14 protein-coding genes are annotated in these 14035 nt (G+C 37.4%); 7 read left to right on the top strand and 7 right to left on the bottom strand.

Going from position 1 to position 14035, the window contains the following annotated elements; all coding sequences use genetic code 11:
• Window positions 1-147 precede the first annotated feature (147 nt).
• Entirely contained in the window at window positions 148-879 is a 732-nt protein-coding gene (locus B5D82_RS07710) for a cytochrome b/b6 domain-containing protein (RefSeq protein ID WP_081150494.1), read from the bottom strand.
• 271 nt (window positions 880-1150) lie between these two features.
• Here B5D82_RS07710 and B5D82_RS07705 point away from each other — a divergent pair, with 271 nt between their 5' ends.
• Window positions 1151-2386 (top strand): TMEM143 family protein, encoded by a 1236-nt coding sequence (locus B5D82_RS07705; protein WP_081150492.1) that lies wholly within the window; start codon window positions 1151-1153, stop codon window positions 2384-2386.
• Window positions 2387-2538: 152 nt separating this feature from the next.
• Here the strand turns inward: B5D82_RS07705 and B5D82_RS07700 are convergent, their stop codons facing one another.
• Entirely contained in the window at window positions 2539-3432 is an 894-nt protein-coding gene (locus tag B5D82_RS07700; protein WP_081150490.1) for a LysR substrate-binding domain-containing protein, read from the bottom strand.
• 120 nt (window positions 3433-3552) lie between these two features.
• Between B5D82_RS07700 and B5D82_RS07695 the strand changes: the two genes are divergently transcribed.
• The 5 genes from B5D82_RS07695 to B5D82_RS07670 all read left to right on the top strand — a co-directional run bounded on the left by B5D82_RS07695 (window position 3553) and on the right by B5D82_RS07670 (window position 8294).
• A complete protein-coding gene (locus B5D82_RS07695; RefSeq protein WP_081150488.1) occupies window positions 3553-3999 on the top strand; it encodes a DoxX family protein in 447 nt (148 codons plus the stop codon).
• Between the two features lie 77 nt (window positions 4000-4076).
• Window positions 4077-4784, top strand: coding sequence for a pirin family protein (locus B5D82_RS07690; protein WP_081150486.1), 708 nt, complete (start codon window positions 4077-4079; stop codon window positions 4782-4784).
• Between the two features lie 171 nt (window positions 4785-4955).
• Entirely contained in the window at window positions 4956-5996 is a 1041-nt protein-coding gene (locus B5D82_RS07685; RefSeq protein WP_081150484.1) for a zinc-binding alcohol dehydrogenase family protein, read from the top strand.
• Window positions 5997-6533: 537 nt separating this feature from the next.
• A complete protein-coding gene (locus B5D82_RS07675) occupies window positions 6534-7580 on the top strand; it encodes a CNNM domain-containing protein (protein ID WP_081150480.1) in 1047 nt (348 codons plus the stop codon).
• Window positions 7581-7766: 186 nt separating this feature from the next.
• Complete coding sequence (locus tag B5D82_RS07670; RefSeq protein WP_094122780.1) at window positions 7767-8294, top strand: hypothetical protein; 528 nt, start codon at window positions 7767-7769, stop codon at window positions 8292-8294.
• A gap of 120 nt (window positions 8295-8414) precedes the next feature.
• Here the strand turns inward: B5D82_RS07670 and B5D82_RS07665 are convergent, their stop codons facing one another.
• The 5 genes from B5D82_RS07665 to B5D82_RS07645 all read right to left on the bottom strand — a co-directional run bounded on the left by B5D82_RS07665 (window position 8415) and on the right by B5D82_RS07645 (window position 12721).
• Window positions 8415-8756, bottom strand: coding sequence for a hypothetical protein (locus B5D82_RS07665; RefSeq protein WP_081150478.1), 342 nt, complete (start codon window positions 8754-8756; stop codon window positions 8415-8417).
• Between the two features lie 342 nt (window positions 8757-9098).
• Window positions 9099-9755, bottom strand: coding sequence for an esterase/lipase family protein (locus B5D82_RS07660; RefSeq protein ID WP_081150476.1), 657 nt, complete (start codon window positions 9753-9755; stop codon window positions 9099-9101).
• Window positions 9756-9904: 149 nt separating this feature from the next.
• Window positions 9905-10804, bottom strand: a complete 900-nt coding sequence (locus tag B5D82_RS07655; protein ID WP_081150473.1) for an endonuclease/exonuclease/phosphatase family protein — start codon at window positions 10802-10804, stop codon at window positions 9905-9907.
• A 313-nt stretch (window positions 10805-11117) separates the two neighbouring features.
• Entirely contained in the window at window positions 11118-11843 is a 726-nt protein-coding gene (locus B5D82_RS07650) for a PepSY domain-containing protein (protein ID WP_245807585.1), read from the bottom strand.
• Entirely contained in the window at window positions 11840-12721 is an 882-nt protein-coding gene (locus tag B5D82_RS07645; RefSeq protein ID WP_245807584.1) for a PepSY-associated TM helix domain-containing protein, read from the bottom strand. Before B5D82_RS07645 ends, B5D82_RS07650 begins: the two co-directional genes overlap by 4 nt.
• 236 nt (window positions 12722-12957) lie before the next feature.
• On the opposite strand from B5D82_RS07645, the gene B5D82_RS07640 reads away from it, so the two are divergent.
• Entirely contained in the window at window positions 12958-13374 is a 417-nt protein-coding gene (locus B5D82_RS07640; protein WP_081150469.1) for a hypothetical protein, read from the top strand.
• Window positions 13375-14035: the final 661 nt, after the last annotated feature.

The following is a 14035-nucleotide window of genomic DNA, read 5'->3' as shown; positions in this document are numbered from 1 at the left end:
TGAACGACGAGTAAGTAAAAACAATTTATCAATGTAAGGAAAGGTTAACAGGGACCATAGAATATAGCCATAAAAAGAACACGAAACTGCTGTTTTTATGTACACTTTGTGGGCGTGTAACCTTTAATATCAGGGTGAAACCCATGCTTAACTATCCTTAGTCTTGTCATTAGTAGTCTCTTTAGGGAGATATTTATAGCCGTTGAACATTGCAGAAACGATTGCCGTCTTTTCCCGACGTTCAGCAATAATTACCCCAATAATATGTAGTGGAATAAGTAATAGCAGACAGTAAAAAACATAGACATGCGCGGTAATAAACGGTTTTCGTACCTCTCTCATGGCTTGATAAGACGCTTCATCTACATTCACTTTTGAATATGGTTTTATCGCGGCTATATTGTCTTTATCAATAGCGATACTTTCCACAAAATAGTGACCAAAAGGGGGATAGTAAATATCGGTACCAGCGATTACCAATCCTGAGATCATTTGCACTGTCATTAACGACAATAGTGCTAATATCATTAACTTACCAGCTGGGTTATGACCTTTGTAGGCCAGCTTTTTACCTTGCTTAAATTCAATAAGTTCAGCTTTGAAGCCTTTATTAAAAGGTAGAATCTTATGCCAACGTTCATTACTTTTTCCGACAAATCCAATAATCAATCGAAAGATTAAGTTGCTGGCAAACACATAGCCAACAATCACATGGATAGTTTTTAACAAGATTTTCCCGTCAGTGCTAACGCCAAACATTTTGCCATTCAAGATAATAGTGCCAATAGCAATGAGTAATAAAATGGCGATAACATTTATCCAATGGAAAAGCCTGATTTTTCTACTCCAGACAAAAACTTGCTCTCTGGTAATATTCATATATATTCCTTTTATCGCTATAGGCTAGGCATGTTCATATTATAATTGCCTTAAGCCCACAATGTAACTCGGTAAAGCAGTAAATATGGCTAATTTTAACCTTTAGTTATTCTATGTCATTAAAAGTTCAGCTACTTCAGCTGGGTTTAAAGCGTTAATCAATAAATTCATTAATTATCAAACGTCGCTTTGCGGCCATCACATATTCACATTCCAATATTTAGAGAATTACCTTACACTCTAACTATCTGACATTAGTTGATATTGTGCTATGGCTGCCGATCGGTTTATACCTTATAGAAAACAAGACATTGTTGAAATGTGTTTACGAGAACTCAAACTAGATGATTCAGTATTATCATTTCGGCAATTTTGTGACTTGCTGTCGAATTCGCTGCATGTTGAATATCATCAAACGTTAGAGTCACTAAAAAACGACTATGCACCATTTGACCCCAATGCTGATACTAAGCAACTTGAACCCTACACACCTGAGCAAAAATCCCAGTGTCAGACTCGCTTTGCAGAGAATTTTGCCAACGTTTTAAATGCAGCCAATTTTGAAAAAATTACTGAGCAAGATCTACAAGACGCCTTAACCGAAGAGTCTTTATTTAAAGTTAGGCTAGAAGTTGAGTTTGATGACTTTGAACAAGTGGTTTTCTATCGTCGAGGTGAGTCGCAATTAACTGAAACCATTACTTCGCTATTTGGCCTGCGAAAACAAACGCTTAATTTTACTAACTATGACCGCGTAGCAATTTATATTACTTTTAAAGATAAAGCGCATTTTGACCGAAAGAAAAAAGCCTTGTTTGGCTTTGAGCCTGGTTCAACCATAGTTAAGCTTTTCCAGGATGTACCAAAAGCCGATTTAGAAATGCTATTTCCGAATAGTGAAGTACGTATGCGGCCGATTGATAAAGCCTTTATTGGCGCTTCAGCCGTTGTTGGTGGCGCAGTCGTGTTAGTCACTAAACTAGGTGCTTCAATTTTGTTATTGGCGGCATTAATGGGGTTTTGGATTGGTTGGCACAAAGAAGCGGTAGAGATGACCCAACAACACTTTATCTCTTTCGCTATCGGGCTAGGAGTTTTTGCAGGCTTTATTTTTAAAGAATGGAGTAAATTTAAAAATAGAAAAATTAAGTTTATGAAAGCGCTATCTGACAACTTATATTTTAAAAATCTTGATAATAATGCCGGTGTTTTTCATACCCTGATAGACGCTGCGGAAGAGGAAGATTTTAAAGAAGCCATCTTGGCTTATAGTTTTTTACTTAATTGCCAAGATGGTTTAACTGCAGAGGCGTTAGACGAGCGAATAGAATGCTGGTTTAAAGAAAAGTATCAATGTGAATTGGATTTTGAAATTGCCGACGCATTAGGAAAACTTGAGCGTATGCAGTTGGTTAAATTAAATCATGACATTTATCACGCCGTTGCTCTAGACGAAGCTAAAAAAATATTAGATACCCATTGGGATAACATTTTTAACTATGCTTAGCATAATCATTTAGCGAAAACATAACCTTAGGTATAATTAGATATTGCAGTGCTTAATAAGTGATGTGTAGGCACTGATAAATTTTTACCGATAAGTGGCTTTAAATGCCAAGCCTAATCATTTAAAGCTAGTTTAGCTGTACTGGTTTGTAATCAAGCATAATGTTCAAGTAGAAGCGCACGAAGTCTGGCCAATCCTTTACCTTTATTAACTGTTTTCCATGCGAGAAATAAGTCGACACTTGGCTGTTCGTTTTCGGTTTTTAAAGTGACTAGTTGCCCTGAAGCGACTAAGTGTTGAACTCTGGCTTTTGGCAAGAAACCAACGCCAATGCCAGCCGCTATGGCGTGAATTTTATGTTCAACGCTAACCACATAAAAATGTCGACTTTGATCAACGACGTTCGATGACCAAGGTACGGTACTTTTCGAAGAATCATGCACGACTACCGTACGATAATCAGCAATGTCCCTGTGGGTGATTGGTCGCGTAAAGTGGCTTAATTCATGCTGTTTAGCCGCGACTAAAACATTCTCAAATTGGCATATTTTTAACGCGCGAATACCGGCTTGATTAGGTACTGGAGGTGGCGCACCAATCAGCAAGTCGACTTTATCTTCTATTAACGCTTCCCAAGAGCCATTCAGCACTTGCTCGCATAGATCTACTTCAACGTTAGGGTGCTCAATTAGAAAACTTTGTAAACATTGCATGATTGGCGCTACAGCATTGATTGAGTCGAAAGCTATTCTAATTTTGGGCTCCCAACCATGTGCTAGCGTTTGTGTTTGTTCCGTAACCTTACTAACAGCCGCTAAAATTTTTCTTCCTTCATGCAATAAGTGCTGCCCCGCAGGGGTAAGTACTGAACGTCGTCCTTGTCTGACAAATAAGGTGACCGAAAGTTGTTCTTCAAGTTTTTGCACAATATACGACACTGCAGAAGGCACTTTATTAAGTTGTTCCGCGGCAGAGGCAAAACTACCTCTATTAGCAATTGCGTCTAGTACCAGTAAAGCTTCGAAAGTGAGTGGTGTCCCATTCATTTCTTGTCCTTATATCATTGTTCAAATTTTTTGAATGAATTGAACAAATTTTAGCGGTTATTTAACCATAACTCAACGTATAGAATAATCACATCTTAAACATCAAGCGGAATAGATAACATGATAAACAATTCAATTATTAAGAAGATATTAAATACAGATACCAGTGTTTCAACCTTACCCTTACGTATTGTTGCAGGAATTATTTTTGCTGCACATGGTTCGCAGAAGCTCTTTGCGTGGTTTGGAGGTTACGGTTTAGACGGTACAGGACAATGGATGGACTCAATAGGTTTAGGGCCCGGATATTTAATGGCACTAACCGCAGGTAGTGTAGAGTTTTTTGGTGGTTTACTACTCATTTTAGGATTACTAACTAGACCGACTAGCGCGTTGTTGGCAATAACTATGGTCGTCGCCATTATTAAAGTACATTTAGCTAATGGCTTGTTTATGGCCAACAACGGTTATGAATTTGCCCTAGTGTTATTAGCGATCAGTGTTGCGCTAGCTATACAGGGTGGTGGTAAATACTCCGTTGATCAGACGATTAGCCAGAAGCTTTAAGCTCTTGAAAAAAGTACATAGCCAGTGAATAACTATTTTACTGGCCCTAACAAGCAATTTACAAAGTAGGAAAAATAATGATTAAACATTATCCATTTCAGCAGCTTGGCAAAGCTAAGCATGGTTGGTTGACTGCTAATCATCACTTTAGCTTTGCGCAGTATTATAACCCCAGAAGAATGGGCTTTGGTCATTTACGTGTTATCAACGATGATTGGATTGCTCCTAATACTGGCTTTCCTGAGCATCCACATAAGAATATGGAAATTATTACCTTTATTCGAAGTGGTGCTATTACACATCAAGATAGCCGAGGAAACCAAGGGGTAACTTCTGCAGGTGAAGTGCAAGTCATGAGTGCAGGTAAAGGCATTCGGCATTCAGAATATAACCACAGCAACAAACCAACGACGTTATTTCAAATTTGGATAGAACCCAATAAACAGAATGTAGCACCACGTTGGGATAGCATGAAATACCCTAAAACGGTGAATAATTCTAGCTTGCCTATGGTTGTTTCTGGCTATGAAGAAGATCGCCACCAGACTTTATTTATTCAGCAACAAGCCCGAATATTTGCCGGTAAAATTAATAAAGGAGTAGAGGTAGAGCATGAGATAACACATCAAGCCTACGTTATTGCTTCGCAAGGTGCTTTTACATTAGTTGATGGCAAGCAAAGTGTTAATATGGCAAAAGGCGATGGAGCAGAAATTACTCAACAAAAATTCATAACGATTAAGGCATTAAAAGATAGTGAAATTATTATTATTGACACTCCGTGATAGGGTGAGTTTAGCCCTTTAACTTACTCGGCAGTGGAGGTTAATTGTGCAAATTTTTATGATTCCGACTACGTCGCTTGTTATAATGATTTTATTCGGTAATTTACAACAAAGCTTGGTGCTAGCTAGTAAATAAAGCTAAATAAGCTAAATAAATAAGTGAGATATAATATGAAAGCTATTGGATATACCCAGTCTTTGCCTATCACTAATCAAGAATCTTTAATGGATATTGAATTACCGCTGCTGGTAGCGAGCGGGCGTGATTTGTTAGTAAAGATATCAGCAATAGCGGTTAATCCAGTAGATTACAAAGTGCGCTTAAAAGCTGAACCGAACGTAGGCGAATACAAAGTTTTAGGTTGGGATGCGGTGGGTGAAGTCGTGGCCATAGGTGAAGATGTTGGTAATTTCTCTCCCGGCGATGTTGTTTATTATGCTGGCGATATTACCCGCCAAGGCAGTAATGCAGAGTACCAATTGGTTGATGAACGTATTGTCGGAAAAAAACCAAAAAGTTTATCTGACGCAGAAGCGGCAGCGTTACCTTTGACTGCTATCACGGCCTGGGAAATGCTCTTCGAGCATTTAGTGATTAAACAGCAATCACCTGCAAGTACCGATAAATCGCACGAGGTTATTTTAGTTGTTGGTGCCGCAGGTGGCGTAGGGTCAATTTTAGTGCAATTGGCTAAAGCCATTACTGGTGCAACAGTTATTGCAACGGCTTCTCGTGCAAGCTCTCAAGAATGGCTGAAGCAACTAGGAGCAGATTATGTTGTTGATCACAGTAAAGCGTTAAAGCCTCAAATTGATGCTTTAGTTGACAATGATGTTATCGGTCAGGTAACTCATGTCGCTAGTTTAAATAGTACGGCGACATATTTTGAAACTTATATTGAATTGTTAATGCCGTTTGGAAAAATAGCGATGATTGACGATCCCGCTACAGCGTTAGATATTATGAAACTGAAACCTAAAAGCTTATCGTTTCATATCGAATTTATGTTTGCTCGTTCAATGTTTAATACTGCTGATATTCAAGCACAAAGTCACTTATTAAATCGCGTTGCTGAACTTATTGACCAAGGTTATATCCAAACCACAATCGGTAAAAACTTAGGTAGCATTAATGCAGAAAACTTAAGAGCAGCGCATCAAGAATTAGAATCAGGTAAATCAATAGGTAAGTTGGTTTTACAAGGTTTTTAACTACCTACATTTGAGATAAGTAAGCTATTAAGTTGTAGCTAAGCTTTACAAGGTAAACGTTTTAAAGCGTTGGTTAGTTAGATGTGACAGGTAAAAATACAGTAGCAGCTGTCATATAAATGATAACTGACTCGATTTATCGATTAAGGATATGCATTAATACCGGAATAGCTGAACGAGTTACTAGTTTTAGAATATCATTTGTCATGGCGACTACGGCTGCTCTACCGGCGTAATTTTCCTCGCAAGTGACTCTTTCGTGAAGCCCGATCCTTTTCTCAACCTCTTCAACCTCTTCAGCCTCTTTAAAGCTCAAACTGAAAAATAAGCCATCGCGGTTCGTTGATCATTAGTAACGTGAATTACAGTCTGGATAATAAAATGCTGTGGAGAATAAAGCTCTCTATATTTTGTATTATAAATCACCTAAACCCTTGCAAAATGCCAACAAGCTAGCCATTGGAAGCACGCGCTGTTCTCCATTGTGATATGCTATTTATCAGTGGAAGACAAAACTCTTAGAGATGGAATGATTACGTGACGTTACTTTTTATTTATTTAGCAATTGCCATAGGGCTGTCATTTTTGTGCTCGGTGCTAGAAGCCGTTCTCTTATCTATAACGCCTAGCTTTGTTGAGCAAATGCAAACCAAAAAGCCTAAAAATGGTGCGGTTTTAGCAAAAGTAAAGTTGCGATTAGAAGAGTCACTTGCCAGTATCTTAATTCTCAATACATTTGCTCATACCATGGGGGCCGCCGGAGTTGGCGCACAGGCCATGGATATCTTCGGTGAAAAATGGGAAACCCTGATCGCGGTACTGCTGACACTGGTTATTTTATATTTTTCAGAAATTATTCCTAAAACATTAGGGGCAACATTTTGGCGTAATTTAGCGATACCATCTGCGTATGTCATTTCTTGGTTAGTAAGAATAGTGTATCCACTGGTTTGGCTTTCTACTTGGCTAACACGCTCGTTCAAGCAAGGGAAAGAAAACGAAATTACGCGTGAAGAAATTATTGCCTTAGCGTCTCTGGGCTATAAAGACGGCAGTCTATTCTCACAAGAGAATGAATACTTATCAAATATTCTCAACTTGCACGAATTACGCACTGGAGACGTATTTACACCGCGCACCGTAGTTCACATGCTGCATCAGGATATAACCGTTACAGCCGCGCTAAATCATGAGCTAACTCGACAATTTACCCGAATACCCGTTTACGGTAATACTATTGACGATATTATCGGCAAAGTCATCAAAGGCGACTTGTATGAAGCTGAACGTAGCGGACACGGCGATGAAGCCATTAGTAACTTTGTTATTCCATTAACGGCGGTATCTGAAAAGCTGCCGGTGCAGCAATTGCTAGATATGTTCATAAAAAATCATATTCATATCTATTCAGTGGAAGATGAGTATGGTCAAACATCAGGCATAGTTACTTTAGAAGACGCCATTGAAACTCTGTTGGGCCGTGAAATAGTTGACGAAAGTGATGCTGTAACTGACATGCAAGCATTAGCGCGTGATAAATATCGCGAACGATTAAGAGAACTTAAGCAGAACAATAGTGATTAATCATAAAGAATCGCCGATTTTTTGATAGTTCAAACGCCTTTACGACTAATACCGTGATCTAGTTTGAATATTAATGAATATTTTTTACGTTATCTGCTGTTTCTCTTTATGATTATTTTTTGATTGTGTGAACCAAAAGAAAAGCGCTTACGTATTATTCCTCATAGCATTGAGGAGAAGTATATAATGCGCAAAATAATTTACATATTTGGATTACTGTTATTGACCGGCTGTAGCAGCCAATACCCGAATAAAGATATTACCGGACAAACCTTCCCAGCCGTTGTTGGTTCTACATTAGAAGAAACAACACTGTCTATTCCAAGCGATTTAACCGATGACTTAACCCTGCTGTTGATTGGTTACGTACAGAATGCACAATTTGATATTGACCGTTGGTTAATTGCATTGGATGTGACTGAAACTAATGTAAAAGTTTATGAAGTACCGACTATTCAAGGGTTATTTCCTGAAATGTTTAGCACCGTTATTGATAATGGAATGCGTGCTGGTATTCCAAAGCCGTTATGGAAAGGGGTAGTGACTATTTACGATGATGGAGAAAAAATTCAGGAATTTACCGGTAACGAAAATGCTGCCAACACCAGAGTGGTTTTGTTAAATAGTGAAGGTGAAATATTATACTTTTATGATCAAGGTTTTGCGGTAGATGCACTGAACAAATTAAGGTTGTCATTAATCGCTAACAAGTAATGGTGATGTCGAACTTAAAAGCCTATCTCCTCTACACAAGCATTTAATCTAGCTTATGCAGAGGACTTTATTTGTTGATAATTACCTGTCTGTAATTGAGATAAGTAAAATTTGTGATGATTATTGATAGGTAAATGTAACTTTGTCCATTTTAGCGATTAAGCCTTGCTGTGAAGGTATAAAGGTTACGCGCTCTGTTTTGGCAACAGCGTTGCTGAGAATAATTTCAACATCGCCTTCCATCACCGTTTTTCCGTTTTGAAACGAGGCATGGCTTGATTTAGTCGATAAATTACCATTGGCGAAGGCAATTCTAACATTACCTGTGTATGTGTGGAGTTTACTGTCAGGCGATATTTCTTGTGATTTGGCAGTGATTTCCATTTCATTTGCAGACGTGAAGCCCGATAAAGCGCTGAGTAATACAGCGGCCGATAGCGTTACTTGTTTAATTAATTTCATCTTGATTCTCCTACCTAGATTCATTAAATACTGCTTAAGCTCACAGACACCTTACTAAATTTTTACCGGATTGACATGGTTAATTTGCAACATTCATAATAACGTCACAATTGAATTTTTACTGATTGACTTGCGGCACTTGTTTTAAAAGAGCTAGAGATGTTTTCCATCGTTTGGCTTATCGATGAGGTATTAAAATAACCACATTAATGAGCGCTACTGGTTTGATGGGCTCGACGTGTAGCTTTATTTATAGTCATTGGTACTAGCAATTATACTTTCGACTCGCAGGAGCATTTTCGTCGCTAATAAACGCTATTTTTAAGCGAAACATTGTACTGACTAATGCTCAAACTTACCTTGCTTTAGGTAATTAATAACTTGGTCGATCACTGCATCATTTCGCATCATAAATACATGAGTGGTTGGCATTTCAATATGGTCACTCATACCTTCTATTTTCGTACTTTCGACTGATACTTTACCGTCATCAGTATCAGGGATAAGTGAAGATAACAGCAAGTTTATACTTTGGGTACCAGCGATAATTCCCACGTCAAAATTAGCTTTACCTAATTGGTTAGGCACGCTTAATGCTCCTGTGCCTAATTGCATACCTGCATCACCATTAACAAAGTGAAACCCTGGCATATTACCGAGCTTGTCGACAATTTCAGTACCTTTGTTTGGTGGTCCTAGCATGACCACTTTATTGAGGTTTTTAACGCTATGGTTACTTAAAAACTGTCGAACCAAAATACCACCCATTGAGTGGGTTACAAAGCTTACTGACATGCCTTCACATTTTAATAGTGCATCTGAAATGGTTTGTTCTGCTAGTTGCTCAATAGAATAAGAACGAGAAGGGTAGTCGATATTTAACACTTTATAACCTTGCTCGCTTAAGCGGTCTGCCATTTTGTCCATTGAATGTGCTGAGCGTGCTAAACCGTGCAATAAAATGACACATTCTGTTGTTGGCATATTCATATCTTTCATTTGTCATTCCAACGGTTGAAACTAGTTTTTTGCGAAAATAAACGAGCTTTCAGTATCGGTAGCTTAATAGCATTAACATCAATTTTAATGTTAAAGCATGAAGTTATAAAACCCAATATATGAATCGTATGTTGGGTTTTATAAATAGCTTACAAAACTAATTCTACAGAAATAGGGCAATGATCACTAAGTGTTTGGCTGAGCTCTCGGGTGTATTTTGGTTCAAAAACTAACTGGTCAAATGAATTCTCGACATACCGTGCTTTTGCTTTTGGGTCAAAAATTATATGGTCGATATAGTCTTTGTAATAACCGCCCCAACATTTAGACTCTGCTTTAATTGTTGGAGCCCAAAGAGCTTCTGCTCCCTCGTCATCAATGGTTTGCCATAAACCTTGTATTTCACTGTAATTTAATGATATATCTTTTACAAAGCGACGATTAAAGTCACCTAATAATATGAAAGGGACGCCTTCTTTCGCACGCGCATCAACCCAAGCTTCTAGTGGTTTAGCTTGCTTAGCAAGTTCAGCGCAGGCCGTTTTTGCATAGGCTTCTTTTTCATTCGTGTTGGGCATTTTAGCAATGCTAGTTTGGTCAAGAGCTTTATCAAAACAGCCTGATTTCATGTGGACTGCTAATAAACGCACGCTTTTACCATCTTTAGTTAAGGTAACGTCCATGCCTCTGCGCGCAAGGCCTTGATCAAGTTCATGATACTCAACAGCTGTAGCTTTATAGCCGCTGCTTTTTCTTACCGCTACGCCAACACGTTGAACCCAGTCTTTGGTTGTGAAGAAATAGTCGTATTCATCACCAAAAACTTTTGCTGCCCATTTAGCACTTTCCACCTCTTGCAAGGCAATGACGTCAGCGTCTAATTCTCGAGCATAACGCGCTAATTTTTGGTAATCAGAGTCTTTGCGCTGATTATATTCATGAGAACCCAACCAAGCGATATTCCATGAAGCTACTTTTAAGGTTTCAGCAAAGGCTGATGTGCTTAAAAGTGTTAGTGCGATGATAATAAAACTAATAAATTTTGTCATGACGTTATTCTAGATTGTTCATTGGGCAGCTATAGTAACCGCTGTTAAAGCAAATTCAAGTAAAGTGTTTAGTTTTTAGGGGCTAACATTACTGCTATATTTGATTTTGTATTGATATTTAACGGTGTTTTTAGTTAACGATATTTTACGATTAAAATTATAAAGGGCTTAGTAGCCCCTTAATTTGAGATACCGTAATTTAATCGTAGCCTGATAAATTAAAGCTGACTAAACTTGTCGAACTAGCTGAAGAACATCATGATTACACCTATACCTAACGCTAGCTCAACTAAAATTACGATTTTTTATCATGCTAAGACTTTTTTAAACGATAGCTACCTTTTCGCAACATATGTAGGGTCCAAATCAATCCTGAAAGTGTTAACCACAAGGTAATAAAAGCAAAAAGCATAATTTGAATAGTGTTGAAGTTACCTGCGCTGCCATAATCCATAAAGTGTAACATGAAGAAAAAATCGGCAAAGCGTTTGTCGCTATTGCTGTGCCCTACAATTCGTCCTGAGCCTTGTTCAACGTAAACACTGGTTGCGAGGCTATCATCGAAATTAATTTGCCAACTGGGGTTTTTATGTTTAAGAAAGTCTGCAATTGGCGGTTCGATTAAGGTGACTGAGTTAATGTTACCTGGCCCAATATAACTTGCTTGGGCAATAGCGGTTGCGAGCGGTTCATCAATTAAGGTTAGCTCACCTGTTATGGCATTAACGATGTGGTAACTATTGGCAGAATGACGATATAACCCTTGTTGTTGAGTTAACAGATAATAGGGCTGAGAGAGAATATTAGTTTGATTAAGCTCAATGGTGTCAGGATACGATTTTAGTATGTTTTCAACGGGCAATAAGTCTTTGTTTGCGGTTGTTGGTTGCGTTGATATTATCATTTGGCGATAAGCATTACCGCGTGCTTTTTCATGATCAATAACATTGAATGTTAAGCCACTAACTACCCATATAAGCACTTGTAAACCGATAAGTAATGAGGCCCATTTATGAATTTTTCTTACCCAAATAATCATGACTTTTCACCGTCAGATAATTGAGTATTTTGTTGGGGTTTTTTAGCGCTATTCCTGCGTTTACTACCGCGTTTTTTTCCAGAATTTATTATCGGTTTTATCACTTTAAAATAGGTTAGTACTAAACCACTAAGCGCTGCAAAAAGTGCGAATGAAGCAATGAAAAATAATAACCAGTTACTGGCATCTTCATCGTCGCCATAATCCATAATATGGAAGCGGAACATCCAATCAAATAAATACCAAAATTGGTGGCGTTTGTTGACCACTTTGCCGTTATTCGCCGAAATATAAAGCGTTGGTGAGGAGAAATGATCAAAATCAACCTGCCATACTGGCAAATGTCGTGCACTTAAAGCAAAGGGTGGAGTTGATGAAATTAGCTCAGCATTGATAACGTCATCATCGCCAGAATAAAGGTGCTTTGCTAAGGCAATTGCCGTAGTTTTATTTAATGGCGACAACACTTCTCCACTACGAGCATCGACTATAAATTGCTGCTTAGCAATTTTAAATCGATATACTTCTCGGTCGATCAGTACGCCAACACTTAAGTTTTGCGCACGTGGATATTGTTGAAATAACTGTTGTGAATCGAAGGTCAAATTCTCTGGTTTTATTTTACTTTGATGGGTTATTACTAGGCTATCACCATGAATATAGTCAATATCAAAAAACACCATATAAGCACCAGTGACAGACCAAATAATAAATTGTGCACCAATAAATAACATCAGCCATTTATGAAGTTTATGGCTAAGGTTAAAAAGCTTAAAAGGCTTTTTTCTTTTTATTCTAGTGCTAGCATTTTTTGAAATAATGGTACGGTTCTCCAAAATAAACATTGGTTGGCACAAGTCTGTAGCGTTTATCTGCATTGAAAATATGTAATCTAGCGCTGAATTTAATGACTTATGAACCTTTTCTTTTTATTATATAATATCGACACGAGGCCAATAATAGCAGCTTAATCACTTAACGAATAATTTACAAAGTGAGATATGATATTGATATAGTTACTGTAGCATTGCCAGGAATCGACATTACCGCGTTAGTACTCATCGATAACCCATAAATCAACCGTAAATTAGTTACCATAAAGGCGAGCAACATCATGGATATTATGACTGAAACCCTGCCAATTGCTATTCAAGTTAGTGATGCTTTAGTTGCTGAAATAAAAAATATTGCTTCAGTGAGTAATAAACTAGAAGCTCAGTTGAATTTTCATACCATGACAGCCAATTGGTATAGTAATGAAGCTAATATTTTAATGATTAATTTTTATCTTGTCTCTATTTCTGAACTTAAAAATGTAAGCACTCATGCAGGTAGTGTTGATTTAGAATCGCTTGCTGATGATGTGTTAATAGGTACAAAAAATAGTTTACTAGATTGTCATGTTGCTATTACATCAGCCGAGCTTGTATTGCTAGAACAACAACCCAAACTATTATCGGGCTATCTCGCAAAAAAGCTCACTAAAGTACTGAATTTACTTGCTGACAGACATAAATTTGCACATATTTAAAGTTATAGAACACTATTTCTAGCTTGTAGGCCATTAAAATTGAGCCTCTGTGATAACAGTTGCTATTAATTTAGTTAATTTTAAAATAAAATTGAACTAACCTCGAATAACATGCTCTTACTTAGCAAGAGATTCTCCCCTCGGTTTTGTTTTTATTATTGTTTTATATTAGTGTTTATATTGTTATACGCTCCTCATTTGAGGGGCGTTTTTTTGTCTAATAAAAAGTGACAAAATATTCACTAGGATAATTTTGGCTAAAGTGAATAGCAGAGTTTAGATTCTCATCTATGATTTTTAGCAGAAAGTTGTCTTATAAATACCGAATTACAACGACAAAATGTTACCACTTAATTTTATTTTAAATAAAATTGAACTTACCTCGAATAACACGCTCTTACTTAGCAAGAGATTCTCCCCTCGGTTTTGTTTTTATTGTTGTTTTTTATTGTTGTTTTATATTAGTGTTTATATTGTTATACGCTCCTCATTTGAGGGGCGTTTTTTTTGTCTAATAAAAAGTGACAAAATATTCACTAGGGTAATTTTGGCTAAAGTGAATAGCAGAGTTTAGTTTCACCTATGATTTTTAGCAGAAAGTTGTCTTATAAATACCGAATTACAACGACAAAATGTTACCGCTTAATTTTATTTTAAATAA

Origin of the sequence: Cognaticolwellia beringensis (assembly GCF_002076895.1) — a bacterium.
Taxonomy (GTDB): Bacteria; Pseudomonadota; Gammaproteobacteria; order Enterobacterales; family Alteromonadaceae; genus Cognaticolwellia; species Cognaticolwellia beringensis.
This window is presented reverse-complemented; position numbering and strand designations above follow the sequence as displayed.